The sequence below is a fragment of the Streptomyces sp. NPDC044921 genome, from assembly GCF_056432865.1.
In genome coordinates, this window is the sequence record NZ_JBWKIF010000020.1 from 75,578 (window position 1) to 96,489 (window position 20,912).

Sequence of the window (20,912 nt, forward strand, 5' to 3'; positions counted from 1 at the left end):
GAAACGGTCAGAAATCGAAGCCCAGCTGACCCTCGATTTCCGGAACACTTCCGTCCGTCCAGCTGCGGACCTTCTTGAGGTGCCGCCACTGGGGCAGCGCATCAAGATACGCCCACGACAACCGGTGGTAGGGGGTGGGGCCCCGCTCCGCCAGTGCGGCCTTGTGCACGGGTGACGGATACCCGGCGTTGTCCGCAAAACCGAAGTCTGCATGGTCGATACCCAGTTCGGCCATCATTTTGTCGCGCTGAACCTTGGCGATCACCGAGGCCGCGGCGACCGCCACGCACGACTGGTCGCCATTGATGACCGTACGGACCCGCCAGGGAGCGCCGAGATAGTCGTGCTTGCCGTCGAGGATGACGGCGTCGGGGCGGACCGGCAGGGCGTTCAGAGCACGCTCGGCCGCGAGCCGCAGAGCGGCGGTCATGCCCAGATCGTCTATCTCCTCGGGAGAGGCGTGCCCCAAGGCGTACGACGTCACCCACGTCCGCAGCGTCTCGGCGAGTTCGGTGCGTCGCTTGATGGTGAGCAGCTTCGAGTCCGTGAGGCCCTCGGGCGGTCGGCGCAGCCCGGTGATCGCCGCGCAGACGGTGACGGGGCCGGCCCACGCGCCGCGCCCCACCTCGTCGACACCTGCAACGATCTTTGCGCCGGTCGTGGCCCGAAGGGAGCGCTCGACGGTGTGAGTAGGCGGTTCGTACGGCATGGCGCCCCTACATTACGCCGCCCCCGACCGCCCGCGACACCCTGGCCCGCCCTACGGCGCCAGGACCCTCACCGACTCGTGTCAGGAACCGTCCGGCCGCAGCAGCGGAACCATCAACTGGTCGATCATCTCCTCGACTTCATCGTCCCGCCATTCGCAGGAGCACATCTTGGAGCGATACATCATCATGGCCGGGATGGCGTCGCAGACGTACCCGTTCGCAGCGTCGGGACGCACCTCTCCTCTCGCGATGCCGCGCTCGATCACTTCCCGCAGCATCTTGAGGGTGGGCTCCACGACACCTTCGAAGATGACTGCGTGGAAGCGCTCGGCCTGACTGGTATCGCACTCGTGAATCACCGCGCGAAGCGCGAAACCGGGGCGGGAGAACATCGCGTCGCGGGCCCGCAGACACAGCGCCAGGAGGTCCTCGCGCACGCTCCCCTCGTCGGGCGTCTCGTCGAACCGGGGCAGTCCGGCCCGCAGGGCGTCGGCGACGAGGTCCTCTTTGGAGGGCCAGCGGCGGTACACCGCGGCCTTTCCGGTCTGAGCGCCGGCGGCGACGCCTTCCATCGTCAGACCGTTCCAGCCGACGGTGCTGAGTTGGTCCAGCGCGGCGTCGAGGATCGCGCGTTCGAGCACGGCACCGCGGCGGCGGGCCGTCTGAGCGGGGGCGTCCGCCCAGCTCGGGGTAACCATCGGACTGTCTCCAACGAGCAGAGGGAGCGGGGATTCCGGGGATGCGGAGCGCGCCGGACGGCACCACGGGGGATGTACCGAACGACGCGACCTTAAGTGAACGCTTGCGTTCACTGTCGGGGACTCACTACCGTTGACGCGACAGTGAACGCGAGCGTTCACTAAGGCACTCGTGGGGGACCCATAGTGACAACCTCTCCATTGCTCAAGGACCAGAAGAAACCGGGTGCGGCCCGCCGGGAGGGACACCCCGGCATCGCGCTCACGGTCATCGCGGCCTGCCAACTCATGGTGGTACTCGACGCGACGATTGTGAACATCGCGCTCCCGCACATTCAAGACGCGCTCGAGTTCAGCACCACCGACCTCACCTGGGTCGTCAGTTCCTACACGCTCACCTTCGGCGGTCTGCTGCTCCTCGGCGGCCGCGCCGGCGACATCCTCGGCCGCCGCCGGGTCTTCATGGCCGGCATCCTGCTGTTCACCCTCGCCTCGCTGCTCGGCGGGCTCGCCCAGGAACCCTGGCAGCTGCTGGCCGCGCGCGTCCTGCAGGGTATGGGTGGCGCGATCGCGTCGCCCACTTCGCTGGCCCTCATCACCACCACGTTCCCCGAGGGACCGGAGCGCAACCGGGCCTTCGGCGTCTTCGCCGCCGTCTCCGCCGGCGGTGGCGCCATCGGCCTGCTCGCGGGCGGCATGCTCACCGAGTGGCTCGACTGGCGCTGGGTGCTCTTCGTGAACGTGCCGATCGGCATTTTGATCGCGGTCCTCACTCCGCTCTACATCGGCGAGTCCGAACGGCACTCCGGCCGCTTCGACATCGCGGGCGCGGTGACCTCGACCGCCGGCATGGCATCCCTCGTCTACGGCTTCATACGCGCGGCGGACGAGGGCTGGCGGGACAGCCTCACCATCGGCTCCTTCGGTGCCGCGGTGGTCCTGCTGGTGGCGTTCGCGATCGTCGAGTCGCGGGCCAAGGAGCCCATCACCCCGCTGCGGATGTTCGCCGACCGGAACCGCTCGGGGACCTACGTCATCATGCTGAGCCTGGCCGCGGCGATGTTCGGGATGTTCTTCTACATCGTGCTGTTCGTGCAGAACGTGCTCGGTTACACGCCCATCGAGGCGGGGCTGGCCTTCCTGCCGGTGACGGTCGTGATCGCGCTGGGCGCCGGGCTGTCCCAGCGGTTCCTGCCCGTGCTGGGTCCCAAGCCGTTCATGGTCGTGGGATCCGCGCTCGCGATGATCGGCCTGGCCTGGCAGGCACTCATCAGCTCGGACAGCTCGTACGTCGGGGGCATCCTCGGCCCGATGCTGGTGTTCGGCTTCGGCATGGGGCTGAACTTCGTGACGTTGACGCTCACCGCCGTCTCCGGTGTCGCCCAGCACGAGGCGGGCGCCGCGTCCGGGCTGCTCAACGCCACGCAGCAGGTGGGCGGAGCGCTGGGCCTGTCCATCCTGACGACGGTCTTCGGCACGGCGACCAAGAACGAGGCCGAGAAGCAACTCCCGCAGTTCATGGCCGAGGGCTCCGCGCAGCAGAAGGCGGAGTTCGCCAGCACCCACCAGCTGCCGGCACCGTGGGGGCACGAGGTACTGGCCCAGGGCATCTCCGCGGCTTTCATCCCGGCCGCCGCGATGGCCGTCCTGGCCGTCGTCACGGCCTGGCTGGTGATCCAGGTCCGCAAGAGCGACCTGGAGGCACTGTCCGGATCGGCCGGACCGGGGGTCGGCTGACGCGGGGCCGCCCGGGGCCGGTCCCGACGGCTCGCCGGCAGGACCGGTCCCGGCCTGCCGGAAGCCGTTGAGCCGGTTCGCGTCCGCACCCTTCCGGAGCCTGCGGACGACGGCGCTCCAGCAGCGAAGCAGAACCACGGGCAACACCTTCATGATCACCCCCCCCTTGCGCGCGAGCACCGACTCCCGGCTGAGCGCCTTGACATCACGCGCAGCGGTTGTGGGAGCAACGAGCGGGTGGTCACGGAGAGTTCCCGATGCGTACGGAGAGTTCTCAGCAGTCTGTGTACGGAGACCCAGCGGTCACCCGCGGCCGCCGCGCTCGGAGGGGGAGAGCCCTCACTCACCGACGCTTATGTGCAACCGGGCGAGCGGGCCCCTGCCTGCACACCCAGAGCACGGAACGGAGGACGGCGCATGACCCGCGGCCGGGCGAACGACGCGGCTTGGCCGAGGTCGCCTAGACCGACGTGGGCACCCAGTCCGGAAGGGCCTCGGTCCGCTCCACCCACGCCGCGGGTGGCCTCCCCGCCTTGCCCGAGGCGATGACGCCGCCGACGATGGCGCAGGTCGTGTCGACGTCACCACCGGCCTGGGCGGTGGTCCAGAACGCCTTCTCATAGTCGCCGAGAGCCCTCGCGGCCGACCAGAGGGCGAACGGCACGGTGTCGTGGGCCGTCGTCCGACGCCCGCAGCCCAGCACCGCCGCGACCGTGGCGGCGTCGCCGTAGTCGAGCATGTCCCGGGCCCGGCGCAGCCCCGCACCGACCGCGCTCTTGGGGACCAGGTCGATCACCCCGTCGAGGAGCGCTTCGGCGCCGGGCGGCCCACTCGGCGCCGCGGCGAACGCGGCGGCCGCGGCGACGGCCATGGCGCCGACGACGGCTTCGCGATGCTGGTGGGTGGTGTAGGCGGAGATCTCCGCCTGGTGGGTCGCCTGCTCGGGGTCGTCCGCGTACCAGGCGCCGAGCGGGGCGATCCGCATCGCCGCGCCGTTGCCCCAGGACCCCTGGCCGTTGAAGAGGGCGGCGGCGAGCTCACGCCAGTCTCCGCCCTCCCGGACCAGCCGCAGGAGGCGGTTGACCGCGGGGCCGTAGCCCCGGTCGAAGTCGTGGTGCTCGGCGAAGGACCGGGCGAGCGCGTCCTGGTCGATGCGGTGGTGCGCGGCCAGCACGGCGACGACGGAGGCCGCCATCTCCGTGTCGTCGGTCCACTGCCAGGGGCCGGGCGGGATCTCGCGGCGCTTGAGCAGCGGGTAGTTCACCGGCACGAAGTACTGGGAGCCCAGGGCGTCCCCGACGGACAGCCCGCGCAGGGCGGACAGGGCGCGGTCCAGGCGCACGTCGGGGGTGAAGTCGGAGGTCATCGCCCTGCCACTCTATCCGGAGATCCCGTACGGCTCGGGATCCCGCCAGCGATCGAACGGCCGGTCCAGCGTGTACTTGCCGTCGTCTCCCAGAACGAGCATCCGCACCTCGCCGTTCCCCGGATTGGAGAGCGACTCGAATTCCGCGACCGTCCAGTGGAACCAGCGCATGCAGAACAGCCGCATGGCCAGCCCGTGCGTCACGATGAGGACGTTCGGCGGATGGTCGGGATCCTCGAAACTGCGGAACAGGCTCTCCAGGAAGCCGCCCACCCGGTCGTAGACGTCGGCACCGGACTCACCCTGGGCGAAGCGGTAGAAGAAGTGGCCGTAGGCGTCCCGGTAGGCCTTCTGCAGGCGTACGTCGTCGCGGTCCTGCCAGTTTCCCCAGTCCTGCTCGCGCAGCCGGGGTTCCTCCCGTACTCGTAGGAGGGCGGGGTCGAGACGGAAGGCGCGCAGCGTCTCGTGGGTGCGCCGGTACGGGGAGACGTAGACGCTCACGCGTTCGCCGCCGAACAGCTCGCGCAGCTGCTCGCCCGTCGCCTCCGCCTGCCGCCGACCGCGGTCGGTCAGGGCCAGGGCGTGGTCGGGTTCGCGTTCGTACACGGAGTCATCAACATTGCCCGTTGACTCGCCGTGCCGGACAAGGACGATGCGCCGTGGTCGTGCCATGCCGAAACCCTAGATCGGGTGGGGGCCCGCCGAGCACCCGGGCGGTCCGCATACAGCGTAGGTCACACGGATTCTCCACCTGCACGCGCGCGGGGCCGCTGCATCGCCCTGGGGCGTCGCCGCGGCTCACGCCGGCCGCGCGCGGTGGCCGGGGCGAGGACCAGTGCGTCAGACGGTCCAGCTCGGCTCCATGTCCACGACGGCACCCGTCATCGCCGCCACGTCCGCTTCCGTCTGGGCCCGCAGGGCGAGCCGCTCCACCCGCTCGGTGCGGTACTTGCCGTGTTCGGCGGCGGACCTCCACATCGACAGCACCAGGTACTCGTTGCCCGGTGCCTCGCCGAACAGCCCGCGCACCATGCCGGGCGAGCCGGCCATCGCCGGGTTCCACACCTTCTCCTGCATCAGCACGAAGTGCTCGGCCCGTTCCTCGTGGACGCGGCAGAGCGCGACGCGCAGCAGATCGGCGTCCGTGAAGCGGGGCTCGAAGCCGGTCTTCACGTCGAAGCGGTAGTCGAAGAGCCTGACCCGGGCGTCCTTGAAGGTGCCCGACTGGGCCGACGCGAGCCGGTCGTGGGATCGCGCCATGAACGAGTCGTAGAAGGCGCGGCTCTCCCAGAACGCGAAGATGTGCGCCACGTCCGGCCGCCCCCGGCTCCAGCCACCCCCCTGCGCGCGAAACCCCGGCTCCCCCAGAAGCCCCGCCCACTTCCGCTGCCCCCGCTCGAACCCGCGGCGGTCCACCACGGTGCAGCGAATCCACTTGACCAGCACCGCGCCATGGTAAGGCCAGGAGCGTGGCACCGGTCACTCCCGGCCGGACCGCTCCGCCCCGCGCGCACCCGCGCGCGTGGCAGGATGGACAAACAGTCGTGAGCGCCCGTCAGTTGGGGTGGACGGGCGGGTCGGTACGGGGAAGGGGACGCCGGTGGACGGGCTCAACAAGGGGTTGCGCAAGGTCGAGATCGCGGTGCGGTGGGATCCCAGTCCGGCGGGACAGCCCTCCACCGACCTGGATCTGGTCGCGGCGACGTATCCGGCGGACGATCCGTACGGCGAGCCCGCCTACGTGGTGCACTTCGACAGCCGCTCCCCCGACGGCACGATCTATCTCAACCGGGACAGCAAGGACGGTCAGGGCTTCGGCTTCGACGAGGTCATGATGCTGGAGCTGGAACGGCTCGACCCCCGCTACGCGCGCGTGCTGGTCGGCGTCGTCATCCAGCAGCGCCCGGCGGAGCGCACCTTCGTCAGCGTCGTCAACCCCGGGCTGCGCATCCGCGAGGGGTACGACGTCCTGGCCGAGGACGACTTCGCCGGTGTCCTGGGGGCCACGGCGGCCACGGTCGCGGAGTTCGTCCGGGAGGGCACCGGGCCCTGGCGCTTCCGTCCCGGTCTGCGCGGCTTCGAGGGCGACCCCGTGACGTTCACCAGGACGATGGGCACGGCGGGCCGGCCCTGAGACAAGTCCTGCGGCGCGTCCCCACGGACGTTCCGTGGGGACGGGGGCGAGGAGGAACGACGAAAGGGGCACCAGCCCGCGGGCGGTGCCCCTCCGTCATCGGCTCAGGCGTCCGGCGTCAGCTGCAGCCGCTGGTCGAGCCGCAGCCCTCGCAGATGTAGCAGGAACCGGCGCGCTGCATCTTCGTCCCGCAGGAGAAGCACAGCGGGGCGTCGGCCTGGATGCCCAGCTGCATCTCGACCAGTTCGGCACTGGTGTGGGCCTGCTGCGGGGCGGGCTTGGCCGCCTCGTCGTTCTTGGGCGCCGTGACGGCCTTCAGCTCCTGGGCCCGCGGCGCCGACTGGGCCAGGCCCTCGACGTCGACCTCGTCCTCGGACGGCTCGTAGGAACCGGTCTCCAGGTGACGCTGGCGCTCCTCGGCGGAGTGGATGCCGAGGGCGGAACGCGTCTCGAAGGGCAGGAAGTCCAGCGCCAGGCGGCGGAAGATGTAGTCGACGATCGACTGCGCCATCCGCACGTCCGGGTCGTCCGTCATACCGGCCGGCTCGAAGCGCATGTTCGTGAACTTCGAGACGTACGTCTCCAGCGGCACGCCGTACTGGAGGCCGACCGAGACGGCGATGGAGAAGGCGTCCATCATGCCCGCGAGGGTCGAGCCCTGCTTGGACATCTTCAGGAAGACCTCGCCGAGACCGTCGTCCGGGTAGGAGTTGGCCGTCATGTAGCCCTCGGCGCCGCCGACGGTGAAGGACGTGGTGATGCCGGGACGTCCCTTCGGGAGGCGCTTGCGGACCGGGCGGTACTCGACGACCTTCTCGACCGCGGTGCGGATCGTCTCCTCGGCCTTCTCGGTGATCTCCGCCTTCTCCTTCTCCTTGGTCTTGGCGGAGAGGGGCTGGCCCACCTTGCAGTTGTCGCGGTAGATCGCGAGGGCCTTGACGCCGAGCTTCCAGGCCTCGAAGTAGATCTCCTCGACCTCCTCGACGGTCGCCGTCTCCGGCATGTTGACCGTCTTGGAGATGGCGCCGGAGATCCACGGCTGGATCGCGGCCATCATGCGGACGTGGCCCATCGGGGAGATGGCCCGCTCGCCCATGGCGCAGTCGAACACCTCGTAGTGCTCGGGCTTGAGGCCCGGGGCGTCGATCACGTTGCCGTTCTCGGCGATGTGGGCGACGATCGCCTCGATCTGCTCCTCGAGGTAGCCGAGGCGGCGCAGGGCCTGCGGCACGGTGCCGTTGACGATCTGCATCGAACCGCCGCCGACCAGCTTCTTGAACTTGACCAGCGCGAGGTCGGGCTCGACACCGGTGGTGTCGCAGGACATCGCCAGGCCGATGGTGCCGGTCGGGGCGAGCACGGACGCCTGGGAGTTACGGAAACCGTTCTTCTCGCCCAGGCGCAGCACGTCGCCCCAGGCCTCGCTGGCGGCGGCCCACACCGGGGTGTCCAGGTCGTCCATGCGGACGGCCTTGTCGTTGGCGTCGGAGTGCTGCTTCATGACGCGCTTGTGGGCGTCGGCGTTGCGGGCGTAGCCGTCGTACGGGCCGACCACCGCGGCGAGCTCGGCGGAGCGGCGGTAGGCCGTGCCGGTCATCAGGGAGGTGATGGCGCCGGCGAGGGCGCGGCCGCCGTCGGAGTCGTAGGCGTGACCGGTGGCCATCAGCAGGGCGCCGAGGTTGGCGTAGCCGATGCCGAGCTGGCGGAACGCGCGCGTGTTCTCGCCGATCTTCTGGGTCGGGAAGTCCGCGAAGCAGATGGAGATGTCCATCGCGGTGATGACGAGCTCCACGACCTTCTGGAAGCGCTCGGCCTCGAAGGACTGGTTGCCCTTGCCGTCGTCCTTGAGGAACTTCATCAGGTTCAGCGAGGCCAGGTTGCAGGACGTGTTGTCCAGGTGCATGTACTCGCTGCACGGGTTCGACGCGGTGATCCGGCCGGACTCGGGGCAGGTGTGCCAGTTGTTGATGGTGTCGTCGTACTGGATACCGGGGTCGGCGCAGGCCCAGGCGGCCTCGGCGATCTTGCGGAAGAGCTGCTTGGCGTCGACCTCCTCGATGACCTCGCCGGTCATGCGGGCACGCAGGCCGAACTTGCCGCCCTCGTCGACCGCCTTCATGAACTCGTCGTTCACACGGACCGAGTTGTTGGCGTTCTGGTACTGGACGGACGTGATGTCGTCGCCGCCCAGGTCCATGTCGAAGCCCGCGTCGCGCAGGACGCGGATCTTCTCCTCTTCCTTGACCTTGGTCTCGATGAAGTCCTCGATGTCCGGGTGGTCGACGTCGAGGACGACCATCTTGGCGGCGCGACGGGTGGCACCACCGGACTTGATCGTTCCTGCGGAGGCGTCCGCGCCGCGCATGAAGGAGACCGGACCGGAAGCGTTGCCGCCGGAGGACAGCAGTTCCTTGGAGGAACGGATCCGGGAGAGGTTCAGGCCGGCGCCGGAGCCGCCCTTGAAGATCATGCCCTCTTCCTTGTACCAGTCGAGGATCGACTCCATGGAGTCGTCGACGGACAGGATGAAACAGGCGGACACCTGCTGCGGCTGCTTGGTGCCGACGTTGAACCAGACGGGGCTGTTGAAGCTGAAGATCTGGTGCAGGAGGGCGTACGCCAGCTCGTGCTCGAAGATCTCGGCGTCGGCGGGCGAGGCGAAGTACTTGTGGTCCTCACCGGCCTTCCGGTACGTCTTCACGATGCGGTCGATCAGCTGCTTGAGGCTGGTCTCGCGCTGCGGAGTGCCGACGGCACCCCGGAAGTACTTGCTGGTGACGATGTTGACCGCGTTCACCGACCAGAAGTCGGGGAACTCGACGCCGCGCTGCTCGAAGTTGACCGAGCCGTCGCGCCAGTTGGTCATGACGACGTCACGGCTCTCCCAGGCCACCTCGTCGTAGGGGTGGACCCCAGGGGTGGTGTGGATGCGCTCGATACGCAGGCCCTTGCTCGCCTTGGGGCTCTTGGCGCGGGAACTCCGTGCCGGACCGCTCGCCGTCTCTGTCATGCCGCCTCCCTGTACGGGCGAAAACGCCCTGAAGTGCCCCGTTGTTCCCGGTGCACGGTGTTCTGTCTGATGCTGCGGGCGCCCACTCACGTCACCCGCAACAGGTCTTCACATCGCCGCCGCCCGGCCGGTCCCGGAGCTGCCTTCCGGGTCCGGCCCGCCGGTCAGTCGGCGGCGCCTGCGGGCTCGGGGACCTGTGCCGTCCCACCGGGCCCGCGGTCGTCTTCCTGGCTCCCCGCACCCGCGTCCTCGCGGTCGCCGTCGTCCGCGTCGGGGCGTCCCGCCCCCTCCCTGAGCTCCGCGATGGCCGCCTCGAAGTCCTCGAGCGAGTCGAAGGCCCGGTAGACGGAGGCGAAGCGCAGGTAGGCGACGAGGTCGAGCTCCTGCAACGGGCCGAGTATGGCCAGCCCCACGTCGTGGGTGGTCAGCTCGGCGCTTCCGGTGGCCCGCACCGCCTCCTCGACGCGCTGGCCCAGCTGGGCCAGCGCGTCCTCGGTGACGGGCCGTCCCTGGCATGCCTTGCGCACGCCATTGATGATCTTCGTGCGACTGAAGGGTTCGGTGACGCCGGACCGCTTGACCACCATGAGCGAGCACGTCTCCACGGTCGTGAAACGACGGGAGCAGTCCGGACACTGGCGGCGCCTGCGGATCGACGTGCCGTCGTCGGTCGTACGACTGTCGACGACCCGGCTGTCGGGGTGCCTGCAGAAGGGGCAGTGCATGATCTCCCAACCCTCCTCACAGCAGACTCAATAGCCTCGCTGGACGTCTGGCGCCCCACGAAGCAGCCCCAAGCATAGGCGATGACCATGGCCGCGAAGACCGGGGGGACCACAACTTGTGGGCTGCTGCTGCAATCCAACCACTAGATATGGGGATTGGCTCATACATCCAGGCCGTACGGGCGTGTCGCGCCCGTAGCGGCAGGTGACGCGCGGCGGGCAGACTCACACCGGCCTCACACGCCCCCGCGACACCGTCACCCAGGGCCTCGGCGCGTGCTCCCGGCGAGACGCTGCCGCATCGTACGTGCACGGCCGTATCGCTACGCCACATGCGGAGATACGGTGGGCGCCGCGAGGAGGGGACGTGGGACTCCCGCACAGATGAGGGCTGCTCCCGGGTCAAGGGAATGCCGGATGGCAGACTGGGGCAACAGTCCACGAGGCGATCACCCCGGCGGTGAAGAGTACAGCAATGGGCCCTTTTGCCCGCCAGGTGGCCCGGCCGCCAATACACCCGGACACATGATCGCGTCCGGCAATTCACGTTTTTTCACTCGAACGTGTGTTTGGCGCAACCTTTCGAAACCAACTACCGTTGTCCAGCAGGGAGACCATCGAGAGGGGCCGACGTGACCACCACCGCAGACAGTGCCACCATCACTGCCCAGGACCGCTCCCAGGGCCGACTGGAGCCGGTGCATGCGATGAACGAAGCCACGAACCCTGAGGGGCACAAGCGCTCCCTGCCGGGCCGACCTCCCGGCATCCGGGCCGACAGCTCGGGACTCACCGACCGCCAGCGCCGCGTGATCGAGGTCATCAGGGACTCGGTGCAGCGGCGCGGCTACCCACCGTCCATGCGCGAGATCGGCCAGGCCGTCGGCCTCTCCAGCACCTCCTCGGTCGCGCACCAGCTCATGGCGCTGGAGCGCAAGGGCTTCCTGCGCCGCGACCCGCACCGCCCGCGCGCCTACGAGGTACGCGGCTCGGACCAGGCCGCCTCGGTGCAGCCCACGGACACCGCCGGCAAGCCGGCCGCGTCGTACGTCCCGCTGGTCGGCCGCATCGCCGCCGGTGGCCCGATCCTCGCCGAGGAGTCCGTCGAGGACGTCTTCCCCCTGCCCCGACAGCTCGTCGGTGACGGTGAGCTGTTCGTCCTCAAGGTCGTCGGTGACTCGATGATCGAGGCCGCGATCTGCGACGGCGACTGGGTCACGGTCCGCCGTCAGCCGGTCGCCGAGAACGGCGACATCGTGGCCGCCATGCTGGACGGAGAAGCCACGGTCAAGCGCTTCAAGCGCGAGGACGGCCATGTCTGGCTCCTGCCGCACAACGCGGCGTACGAGCCGATCCCCGGCGACGACGCGACCATCCTCGGCAAGGTGGTGGCCGTCCTGCGCCGCGTCTGACAGCGCACGCCGCGTCGGGCGGGCCCAACAGGCCCGCCCTCTGACCGGACCCCGGAACCTCTGCGCCGGTTCCGGGGTCCTGCGCTGTCGCGGGTCGGTTGGGGCTGCCCGATGCCCGGGGCTCGGTGAGGTCCGGGCCTGCGGCCAAGTCTGAGGCCCGTGGCGAGGTCAGGGCCCGGCGTTCCGCTCAACCAGGGGGCCGGGGCGCGGCTCCTGGCCGCGAACCGGCCCCGGGGGTCATCCCGCTGTTTCCGTCTGCCTCGCCGCCGCGTCGATCGCCGCCAGTGACTTGCGCACCTGGTTGCGGTCCGTCGTGTACCAGAAGTCGGGAAGCGACGCCTTCAGGTACCCGCCGTACCGGGCCGTGGCCAGCCGCTGGTCCAGGACGGCGACCACACCGCGGTCGCCCGACGCCCGAACGAGACGGCCGGCGCCCTGCGCCATCAGGAGAGCGGCGTGCGTGGCGGCGACCGCCATGAAGCCGTTGCCGCCCGCCTCCTCCACGGCCTTCTGGCGAGCGCTCATCAGGGGGTCGTCCGGGCGCGGGAACGGAATCTTGTCCATGACGACCAACTGACAGCTGGGTCCGGGGACATCCACGCCCTGCCACAGGGAGAGCGTGCCGAACAGGCAGGTCTTCGGATCCGCCGCGAAGTTCTTGATGAGCTCGCCGAGCGTCTCCTCGCCCTGGAGGAGGATCGGGAACTCGGGGATCCGCGAACGCAGCTCCTCGGCGGCCAGCTGGGCGCCCCTCATGGAGGAGAACAGGCCGAGGGTACGGCCACCGGCCGCCTGGATGAGCTCCGTGAGTTCGTCGAGCATGTCCGCGCGGTCGCCGTCCCTCGCGGGGCGCGCCAGGTGTTTGGCGACGTACAGGATGCCCTGCTTGGGGTAGTCGAAGGGCGAACCCACGTCGATGCCCTTCCACTGCGGGAGATCGTCGCCCTCCGTGCCCTCCGGGGCGAGGCCCAGCGAGGCTCCCACGCCGTTGAAGTCGCCGCCCAGCTTCAGCGTCGCCGACGTCAGGATCACGGAGCGGTCCGCGAAGAGCTTCTCCCGCAGCAGCCCCGAGACGGACATGGGCGCGACGCGCAGTGAGGCACCGAACCGGTCGTGGCGCTCGTACCAGACCACGTCCCATTCGGATCCGTTGGTGATCCGCTCCGCGACGTCGTGGACGTTCTCCACGGCTGCAAGGGCCTGCTTGCGCACCGCGTCCTCGTCCTGGACGGACTTGTCCCGGGTCGCACCGATCGCGGAGATGACGGTGCGGCACGCGTCGCGCAGCGCCATCAGCGCGTACCCGAGGTCCTCGGGAATCTCCTCCAGGCGGCCCGGAAGGGCCAGCTCCATGAGCCGCTCGAAGCCCTCGGCGGCGGTCTGCAACTGGTCCGCGGCCTTCTCGTTGACGAGCTTCGCGGCGCGGCGCACCGCACGGTTGACCTGGCCGGGAGTGAGTTCGCCGGTGGCGACGCCGGTGACCCTCGACACCAGTTCGTGCGCCTCGTCGACGATCAGCACCTCGTGCTGCGGGAGCACCGGGGCGCCCTCGATGGCGTCGATCGCGAGCAGGGCGTGGTTGGTGACGACGACGTCGGAGAGCTTGGCCCGCTCGCGCGCCATCTCGGCGAAGCACTCCGCACCGTAGGCACACTTCGAGGCGCCCAGGCACTCCCTCGACGAGACCGACACCTGCCCCCAGGCGCGGTCGGAGATGCCGGGTGTGAGGTCGTCGCGGTCGCCGGTCTCGGTCTCGTCGGCCCAGTCACGGACCCGCAGCAGGTCCTGCCCCAGCTTGCTGGTGGGTGCGGCCGCCTCGAACTGGTCGAAGAGACCGTCCTCCTCGTCCTGCGGAACGCCCTCGTGCAGGCGGTGCAGACAGAGGTAGTTGGACCGGCCCTTGAGCATGGCGAACTCCGGGCGGCGGCGCAGCAGCGGGTGCAGCGACTCGACGGTTCTCGGCAGGTCGCGCTCGACGAGCTGACGCTGCAGCGCCAGGGTGGCGGTCGCGACGACCACTCGCTCCCCGTGCGCGAGCGCGGGCACCAGGTACCCCAGCGACTTGCCGGTGCCGGTGCCGGCCTGGACCAGCAGGTGGGAACCGTCGTCGATCGCTTCCGCGACGGCTTCGGCCATGGCCACCTGGCCGGGGCGCTCCGTACCGCCGACGGCGGCGACGGCAGCATGCAGGAGTTCGGGGAGTGAGGGCTTCGTCATAGCGCGACCACCCTACGGCCCAGCACTGACAAACGGGTGATCAAGGCGAGGGCGGGGGGCGTGATCAAGACCGTGGACTCCTCGGTGGGGAGGGTGCAGAGCGGATGGGGTGATATACGAGCGGCTCGAAACGGCTCGCCGTGCGCCGGAGGTGCGGCGGGGACGAGCGGTGTGGTGACGGACGTCGGCAGCCCGCCAGGCAGGACCGTGCGGCGGCGGACGCCGGCAGCCCGGCAGCCGGAAACCGTGTGGCGGCGGACGCCGGCACTCCGGCCCAGCGAACAGCTCGCCAGAAATCTGCGGCCGCCGGGAACCACGGCGACGGACGCCGCGTTCAATGAGTGATGGCGCGGTGACACAGCGCTACAAGAGGTGCCGGAGGGACCGGTCCCGCACCATGAGGGCGGCCCGCTTGGCGGGCAGGTCCACCTCGGCGGAGAACCGGAAGCCTGCGGACAGGAAGGCCGCGACGGAGGGGGTGTTACGCATGTCGGGTTCCGCGATGACCCGCGCGCAGGAGAGGCGCCGCGCGAGAACGAGATCGGCCGCGGCCCTGAGCAGCGTGCTCCCGAGACCACGCCCGCGATCGGTGACCGCACCGACCAGAAGGTGGATCCCCGTGTCATGGGGCCGGGCGGGGTAGTGGCGGGCCAGCGGGTCCAGGTCCGCCCGGTAGATCTCCCAGTAGCTCATCGGTGTCCCGTCCAGCACGCCGACGCACGGCACGCTGCGTCCGTCACCGGCGAGCTGGGCCCGCAAGTGGTCCTCGGTCACGCTCGGCGGTCCTGACAACTCCCAGAATTCCGCAGCGGCGGGGTCGTTCATCCAGCGGCTGATGAGCGGGAGGTCGCGTTCGACACGCACGGGGACGAGGTGGAACAGACCCACGGGCGTGCCGACCGGGCCCCAGTCGGCCACGCGGTCGAGCAGGTCGTCGTACGGCATGCCGGAGCCGAATCGGGGAGCCGCGGTGAGAGGTGCGGCGGAGGCTGCCGGGTCCTGGCCTCCACCGCGCCCCGCCCCACCGGGTTCGTTCGCGCCGTCCGCGATCAGGGCCAGGAATTCGTCCGACAGCCGAAGATCCATCGTGTCCCCGGTGTCCAGGGTGTCCCCGGTGTCCTCGGTGTCCTTGGCGTCGTCCATGCCCCTCCCGCTTTTGGACTCGTTGCCCACGTCGGCATCGGCTCCAGTGGGAAAGGCGGCTCGGGCGGAGACAGCGGTAGCCGTCGGGGCGGACGGATCGGCGGAAGGCACCGAACGCTCCTCTCAGAAAGGCGGATGGGGCGTGTCCTCAGCGGTGAAGAAGGCCGGTCATGACGGAAGGAGTACGCGTGCTCAGGAAGGCGAAGGTACGCATGATCAGCAGTGCAGGGGGTTGGCGATGGTGACGTAGACGGACTGGGTGTCGACCGGGCCGACGAGTTCGTCGAGGCCGTGCAGGCGGGTGAGCAGGTTGGCCTTGCACCGCAGTACGGGTGAGTCGAGCAGCCGGGCGGGCAGTGAGGTGCGCAGTCGGGCCGGGCCGGAGGCGACGGTCCCCAGGAAGCGGCGGAAGGCGGCGAGCAGCAGCCGCTCGTCGGCCAGCCCTTGGGAGCCGAATGCGCCGACGAGACCCAGCACGTTGTTGACGCCCAGGTAGTAGGCGAGGCGCTCGTCGGCGACCTCGTCACGGACGAAGGTGTCGCTCCGCTCGCCGATGCCGGGCAACCGGGCGTCGAGTTCCGCGCGCCGGGACTCGCGGAAGTAGTAGCCCTGGTTGTCGCGGTAGCGGCCGCCCGTGGGCCAGCCGTCGGCGTCCAGCAGGAGCAGCGTGTTCTGCTGGTGGGCCTCCAGGGCGATGCCGGCCTCTCCGTCCAGCCACAGGACGGGGCGTACGACGTGTTCCAGGTAGCGCAGGAACCACTCGACGGCGACAGCTCCGCGCGGCCGGCCGGTCCGGCGGGCGATGCGGGTGACGAGTTCGGCAAGCCGGGAGTCCGGGACCCTGCCTGGGCCCTCGGAGCGGTGGGAAGCGGTGTCCGGCACGGCCGGGGACCACGGGCGCGGTGAGACGAGTCCCGCGACGCAGGAGACATCGTCGGAGGGGCGGAACGGGTTGTGGCGGATGACCACGTCCAGTCCGGTCAGCGGTGTGCCGTCCGGTCCGTCGACGGCGAGCCAGGCCGGGTCGCGCACGGTGTCGAAATTCGGATGCGCGGCACGCCACTGCTGCCCCAGGTCACCTCGGAGCAGACGGTGAACCTCGACACCGCGGTGGAGTTCCTTGCGGAGGTTGTCTCGACGGGAGTTGGTGATGCGCAGCCCCAGGGACAGTTTGAGCATCGCGGGAGCATCGGAGCGGTAGACGGTGCGTACGGAGGAGGTGGGGTGCCAGGGCGACCCGTGGGGCCCGAGGTCGCGGAGATGTCCGCCCTCCAGCAGGGCGGCGATCTCCGGCCGGTGACGGATCTCGCGCCCCTGCCAGGGGTGCAGGGGCAGTAGGGCGTGGCCGTCCGGCAGCGGCAGTCCTGGCCCGGCCAGGCGGGTGATGAGTGAAGGGGCCGAGACGGGGCGGCCGCGTTCGGTCCAGCAGGAGTCGGTGGCGAGAAGGGAGGTGGTGACGGAAATCCAGTGGAGGGAGAAGGATCCGCGCAGTTCGGGTGAGTAGTGTCGTACTTCGGCCTCGGAGAGACCTTCGCGGCTCTTCGGCGTCGGGTGCAGGGGGTGTCCGAGGACGAGTGCCTGTTCCGCGGCCAGGAACAAGTCACCGGCGTCGGCCGGGCGTTCACGACGGTCCTCGACGAACGTCACGATCCGGCGGACGGAGTCGGCGACGCCCGCGACGAGAGCGAGGCCGTGGCCGTCATCACCGCTCGACGCGACAGCGCCTGCCTCGGTGTCGCGGCTGCCGCATGGGGCCGGGCCGCTGGTCTGACTCTCCCTGGTGAGCAGCGCGGCGACCGTCACGGCGTCGACCGGTGGGGCGTCGACCGGTGGGGCGTCGACCGGTGGGGCGTCGACGGGCGCGTCGGCCAGACGAGGGAGGCCGAAGCGGTGCCAACCCGCCGGCGACCAGTAGCGGACCGGGACGAGGAGGGCCGTGCCGCTCGCGGGAAGGGGGATGCGGAGGACGCCGTCTGCGGGGGCAGGCTGGTCGGTCTCACGGACCCAGCAGCGCAGCAGGGTCTCCACGGACGCTGCTTGAGCGACGAGGTGGGGGTCGGGATCGCGCAGGGGGTCGGGGACAGGTTCACCGCTGCCCCTTCCCTGTTCACCGCCGCTCCTCCCCCGTTCACCACCGCGCCTCTCCAGGTCGGGCCCCGCTCCCCGAAGCCGCTGACCAGGCATCGCCGCTGTCGGCGATGTCGGTGATGTCGGTGATGTCTCTGGTGTCTTTGCTGCCGCCGACGTCCCGGACGGCTGCACGGCGGCGAGGGCTCCTGCACAGGTCGTGGCGTGGTCGTCGGCGGCGGGTGTGGTGTTCAAGGCGGGCACCTCGATGGGGGGCGGGCCGTATGGACCGGGGGTGGGCGGGACCGGGGTCGGGCGTGGCGAGGGCGCTGCCCTCGAACGGGCGGGGTGAGCGCGAGGACTCGCAGCGTCAAGGCGCACGACGGGGACGCGAGGGGCGGCCTCGCTGCCGTGCCGTGCCCTCCTGGCGCTGCGCCGCCGCCCCGATAGCGTCGGTCAGGCGGTCCAGCACAGCGGCCGCCTGCTCGTCGGTGATCGTCAGGGGCGGCAACAGCCGTACGACGCTCGCCTGTCGGCCGCCGAGGCCCACGATGAGGCCGCGCCGCAGGCACTCCTGCTGGACCACGGCGGCCAGCTCCGGGGCAGCCGGGTAAGGAGCGGCCGGTTCTTCGGCGAGGGGACGTTCCACCGATGAACGTCCCCTCGCCGGTGACGGCTCCGCCTCGCCACCCCCTGAAGGGCCAGCCCCCCGCCCTGTCGGCCGCACCGTGCCTACCGCCCCGGGCAGCCCTGAGTCCGTCTCCCCCGCCGGGTCCACCAGCTCGACCCCGATCATCAGCCCTCTCCCGCGCACCTCACCGACACACCCGAACTCCGCGCGGAGGGCCCGCAGTCGCTGCACCATGCGGGCGCCGAGGGCCGACGCGCGTTCGGCGAGGAGGTGTTCCCGGACGTGGGCGAGGGTCGCCGTGCCCGCGGCCATCGCGAGCTGGTTGCCCCGGAAGGTGCCGCTCTGGGCGCCGGGTTCCCCGGTGTCGAGGTCGTCGCGGTAGACCACGACGGCCAGGGGCAGACTGCCGCCGATGGCCTCGGAGAGGATCATCACGTCCGGGGTCACGCCGCTGTGCTCCACCGCCCAGAAGGTGCCGGTGCGACCGACGCCCGTCTGGATCTCGTCGGCGATCAGCGGGACGGACCGGTCGGCTGTGAGCTGCCGTACGCGGCGCAACCAGGCGTCCGGCGCGGGGAACACCCCGCCGTCGCCCTGGACGGGTTCGACGATCACCCCGGCAGGGGGTGCGGCAGCACCGGTGCGGAAGAGGTCGGCGCAGTCCTGCGGATGGGCCGCACGGACGATCGCTGCCTCGTCACCGGCGGGGCCGGGCGTCCGCCCGGTCGCCGCGCGCACCAGCTCGTAGGCCGTCCGCACGGCGTCGCCGCCGGTCGGGCCGCAGAAGCGCACGCGGGCGCGGCCGGCGAGTCCGGGGGGCAGGGTGCGGAAGAGTTCGGTGACGAAGGCGTCCTTGACGGGTGTCGCCAGGTCGAGGGCGTTCAGGGGCGCACCGGAGTCGAGGACCTTGCGGATGGCGTCCAGGACGACGGGGTGGTTGTGCCCGAGCACCAGGGCTCCCGCGCCCGAGAGGCAGTCCAGGTAGCGGCGGCCGTCGGCGCCCTCGACCGTCATGCCTCGCGCGCGCACCGGCACGATGGGCAGCGCACGGGCGTACGTCCGGGCCGCGGAGTCCCGGGCGGACTGACGGGCGGACGGGCGGACGGGCCGGCGGCGCGGGGCTCCCTCCCGTGCGAGGCACGCTCCCCGGGCGGCGTCGGGCAGGGCCTCGTCTCCCACTCCCCTGGTGCCGTCGTCGTCCACGCAGGGGCCGGTACCGTCCTCCCCGGACCCGCCGTCGCCCGCTCCCCGGGCGGTGCCGTCCACGGGACCACCGGGAAGGGTCCTTGCCGGTGCATGCCCCACAGCGGCCTCCTCTGACGCACTACCCCCAAGGGCGGATTCCGCCACGGCTTCCCTGACCTCCCACTGGGCACGGGCACCAGGGACCGCGCACAGACAGCAGACCCCCCACCGCTACCAACCGCGGACCGCTCACCGGGTTACGGGTTGCCTCAAGATCCTTTCCGTGACGGAACTGTTGCTGTTCCGTCGGGCCTCCCCCACAGCCACCGCATAGTGTGTGGTGCCGTTCCCGGACGCCGGTCGTCGGCCCGAAGTCCTCGTGCAGCAGCGAAAACAGGGCCGGGTCACCGGTTTCGTCCTTGTTCGTCACCATCAGGGGGAGTCACATCATGCGATCCATCCGGCCGTCGTCCACCGCACGCCGAGGGGGGAGGGCGCGCCGCAGGAACTCCCCCGTGCTGGCCGCCGTGGCCCTCGCCTCGGCGCTCGCGCTCACCGCCACCGCCTGCGAGTCGGGGGACGCCGCGGCGGGCGGGGAGGCCTCCGCGTCCGCCACCGCCTCGGACGACGGCAAGCTGCGGATCCCGGACGACATCAGGGACCGGCTCCGCGAGCACGGGATCGACATCGACAAGTGGAAGAACGGCGCCTGGAAGAACTGGGACCGGGACGACTGGCTGCGCGAGGCCCACGAGTACGTCAACCCGATCATCGAAGGGCTCTGGAACCCGGACCGGATGCGGGAGGCGGAGGAGCCCGACCAGGGTGTCGGCGAGAGCGACCTCTCCGGTGACCAGGGCGTCACCGATCCCACGCCGAGGCCGGTGCGGGCGCAGGCCGTGGCACCGTCGTACCACGCCGCCGCGCCCACGGCCGGGAAGGTGTTCTTCGACTCCCCCAAGGGCTCGGCCGTCTGCTCGGCGACGGTGGTGAAGGACCCGGCGCACCCGGGCAAGTCCAACCTGGTGTGGACGGCGGGCCACTGCGTGCACGCGGGCAAGAAGGGCGGCTGGTACCGCAACATCGCGTTCGTGCCGTCGTACAACGACGACGGCCGGTCGGCCCGGGAACTGGAGAACGCCACGCGCCAGGACGTCGCTCCCTACGGCGTCTGGTGGGGCGACTGGGCCCAGACCTCGGACCAGTGGATCGAGCAGGGCGGTTCGACGGGCGGCGACGGCGCGCCGTACGACTTCGCCGTCATCCATGTGACGCCGGAGAAGGGCAGCGGCGGCAAGTCGCTGGAGGAGACGGTCGGTTCGGCGTTGCCGGTCGACTTCGGGGCTCCCGCCGTGCCGCAGGTGGAGAGTGTCACGGCGATCGGCTACCCGGCGGCGCCGCCGTACGACGGGCAGAAGCTGTACCGGTGCCAGGACCGGCCGGGACGGCTGTCGGTCACGGCGTCGGACCCGACGATGTACCGGATCGGCTGCACCATGACCGGCGGCTCCTCGGGCGGCGGTTGGGTGGCGACCGGCTCGGACGGCCGGCCCGCCCTGGTGTCCAACACCTCGATCGGCCCGGTGACGTCGGGCTGGCTGGCCGGGCCGCGCCTGGGCGACGTGGCCAAGGGCGTGTTCGACTCGGTCAGCGAGAAGTTCGCGGGCCGGTAGGCCGCATCCGGCGGAGGCGCGGGCCGGGCCGGCGTGCCGGACGAGCACCCGGCACTCGGGCCCGCGCTCGCGGAATCCTTCACCGCCTCACCCCGGTTCGCCCTCAAGTCCACGGGCACGGGGGGCGCGCCGGGTGCCCGGCGTCCGCACGCACGACTCGCACACATCGGCACCGCCCACCGCCGCTAGCACCCGGCACCACAT

Annotated in this window: 15 protein-coding genes; 4 read left to right on the forward strand and 11 right to left on the reverse strand. The window is 70.7% G+C overall.

Annotated elements, in window-relative coordinates; genetic code table 11:
- Window positions 1-7: 7 nt before the first annotated feature.
- Window positions 8-709 carry a ribonuclease HII gene (locus tag AC07DA_RS27605; RefSeq protein WP_479130900.1) on the reverse strand — a complete coding sequence of 234 codons (702 nt, stop codon included), beginning with the start codon at window positions 707-709 and terminating at the stop codon, window positions 8-10.
- 81 nt (window positions 710-790) lie between these two features.
- Window positions 791-1,408, reverse strand: a complete 618-nt coding sequence (locus AC07DA_RS27610) for a TetR/AcrR family transcriptional regulator (RefSeq protein ID WP_479130901.1) — start codon at window positions 1,406-1,408, stop codon at window positions 791-793.
- A gap of 186 nt (window positions 1,409-1,594) precedes the next feature.
- Between AC07DA_RS27610 and AC07DA_RS27615 the strand changes: the two genes are divergently transcribed.
- Entirely contained in the window at window positions 1,595-3,145 is a 1,551-nt protein-coding gene (locus tag AC07DA_RS27615) for an MFS transporter (protein ID WP_479130902.1), read from the forward strand.
- A gap of 460 nt (window positions 3,146-3,605) precedes the next feature.
- Here AC07DA_RS27615 and AC07DA_RS27620 read toward each other — a convergent pair whose 3' ends face one another.
- From AC07DA_RS27620 to AC07DA_RS27630, 3 genes are all read right to left on the reverse strand, one after another.
- On the reverse strand, window positions 3,606-4,511 hold the full coding sequence (locus tag AC07DA_RS27620) for an ADP-ribosylglycohydrolase family protein (RefSeq protein WP_479130903.1): 906 nt from the start codon (window positions 4,509-4,511) through the stop codon (window positions 3,606-3,608).
- Window positions 4,512-4,523: 12 nt separating this feature from the next.
- Complete coding sequence (locus AC07DA_RS27625; RefSeq protein WP_479130904.1) at window positions 4,524-5,183, reverse strand: histidine phosphatase family protein; 660 nt, start codon at window positions 5,181-5,183, stop codon at window positions 4,524-4,526.
- Between the two features lie 168 nt (window positions 5,184-5,351).
- Entirely contained in the window at window positions 5,352-5,957 is a 606-nt protein-coding gene (locus AC07DA_RS27630) for a YdbC family protein (protein ID WP_479130905.1), read from the reverse strand.
- 154 nt (window positions 5,958-6,111) lie between these two features.
- Here AC07DA_RS27630 and AC07DA_RS27635 point away from each other — a divergent pair, with 154 nt between their 5' ends.
- The gene (locus AC07DA_RS27635; RefSeq protein ID WP_479130906.1) at window positions 6,112-6,645 is read left to right on the forward strand and encodes a TerD family protein; all 534 of its coding nucleotides are present in this window, start codon (window positions 6,112-6,114) and stop codon (window positions 6,643-6,645) included.
- Window positions 6,646-6,763: 118 nt separating this feature from the next.
- Here AC07DA_RS27635 and AC07DA_RS27640 read toward each other — a convergent pair whose 3' ends face one another.
- Together AC07DA_RS27640 and nrdR are read right to left on the reverse strand one after the other, a co-directional pair.
- A complete protein-coding gene (locus AC07DA_RS27640) occupies window positions 6,764-9,655 on the reverse strand; it encodes a vitamin B12-dependent ribonucleotide reductase (RefSeq protein ID WP_479130907.1) in 2,892 nt (963 codons plus the stop codon).
- 164 nt (window positions 9,656-9,819) lie between these two features.
- A complete protein-coding gene (gene nrdR, locus AC07DA_RS27645) occupies window positions 9,820-10,380 on the reverse strand; it encodes a transcriptional regulator NrdR (RefSeq protein WP_479130908.1) in 561 nt (186 codons plus the stop codon).
- 632 nt (window positions 10,381-11,012) lie between these two features.
- Here nrdR and lexA point away from each other — a divergent pair.
- Window positions 11,013-11,792, forward strand: coding sequence for a transcriptional repressor LexA (gene lexA, locus AC07DA_RS27650; protein ID WP_171145262.1), 780 nt, complete (start codon window positions 11,013-11,015; stop codon window positions 11,790-11,792).
- A 237-nt stretch (window positions 11,793-12,029) separates the two neighbouring features.
- Here the strand turns inward: lexA and AC07DA_RS27655 are convergent, their stop codons facing one another.
- The 4 genes from AC07DA_RS27655 to AC07DA_RS27670 form a co-directional block, all read right to left on the reverse strand.
- Window positions 12,030-14,009, reverse strand: a complete 1,980-nt coding sequence (locus AC07DA_RS27655; RefSeq protein WP_479130909.1) for an ATP-dependent DNA helicase — start codon at window positions 14,007-14,009, stop codon at window positions 12,030-12,032.
- Between the two features lie 363 nt (window positions 14,010-14,372).
- The gene (locus AC07DA_RS27660) at window positions 14,373-15,263 is read right to left on the reverse strand and encodes a GNAT family N-acetyltransferase (protein ID WP_479130910.1); all 891 of its coding nucleotides are present in this window, start codon (window positions 15,261-15,263) and stop codon (window positions 14,373-14,375) included.
- Between the two features lie 105 nt (window positions 15,264-15,368).
- Window positions 15,369-17,474, reverse strand: coding sequence for an IucA/IucC family protein (locus tag AC07DA_RS27665; protein WP_479130911.1), 2,106 nt, complete (start codon window positions 17,472-17,474; stop codon window positions 15,369-15,371).
- 115 nt (window positions 17,475-17,589) lie between these two features.
- The gene (locus tag AC07DA_RS27670; protein WP_479130957.1) at window positions 17,590-19,029 is read right to left on the reverse strand and encodes an aminotransferase class III-fold pyridoxal phosphate-dependent enzyme; all 1,440 of its coding nucleotides are present in this window, start codon (window positions 19,027-19,029) and stop codon (window positions 17,590-17,592) included.
- 455 nt (window positions 19,030-19,484) lie between these two features.
- Between AC07DA_RS27670 and AC07DA_RS27675 the strand changes: the two genes are divergently transcribed.
- Window positions 19,485-20,708, forward strand: a complete 1,224-nt coding sequence (locus tag AC07DA_RS27675) for a trypsin-like serine peptidase (RefSeq protein WP_479130912.1) — start codon at window positions 19,485-19,487, stop codon at window positions 20,706-20,708.
- Window positions 20,709-20,912: the final 204 nt, after the last annotated feature.

What these genes read in the sequence shown, in the direction of transcription:
- AC07DA_RS27605 (WP_479130900.1), bottom strand. Translation starts at nt 709, where the DNA reads ATGCCGTACGAACCGCCTACTCACACCGTCGAGCGCTCCCTTCGGGCC.
- AC07DA_RS27610 (WP_479130901.1), bottom strand. Translation starts at nt 1,408, where the DNA reads ATGGTTACCCCGAGCTGGGCGGACGCCCCCGCTCAGACGGCCCGCCGC.
- AC07DA_RS27620 (WP_479130903.1), bottom strand. Translation starts at nt 4,511, where the DNA reads ATGACCTCCGACTTCACCCCCGACGTGCGCCTGGACCGCGCCCTGTCC.
- AC07DA_RS27625 (WP_479130904.1), bottom strand. Translation starts at nt 5,183, where the DNA reads ATGGCACGACCACGGCGCATCGTCCTTGTCCGGCACGGCGAGTCAACG.
- AC07DA_RS27640 (WP_479130907.1), bottom strand. Translation starts at nt 9,655, where the DNA reads ATGACAGAGACGGCGAGCGGTCCGGCACGGAGTTCCCGCGCCAAGAGC.
- nrdR (WP_479130908.1), bottom strand. Translation starts at nt 10,380, where the DNA reads ATGCACTGCCCCTTCTGCAGGCACCCCGACAGCCGGGTCGTCGACAGT.
- AC07DA_RS27655 (WP_479130909.1), bottom strand. Translation starts at nt 14,009, where the DNA reads ATGACGAAGCCCTCACTCCCCGAACTCCTGCATGCTGCCGTCGCCGCC.
- AC07DA_RS27675 (WP_479130912.1), top strand. Translation starts at nt 19,485, where the DNA reads ATGCGATCCATCCGGCCGTCGTCCACCGCACGCCGAGGGGGGAGGGCG.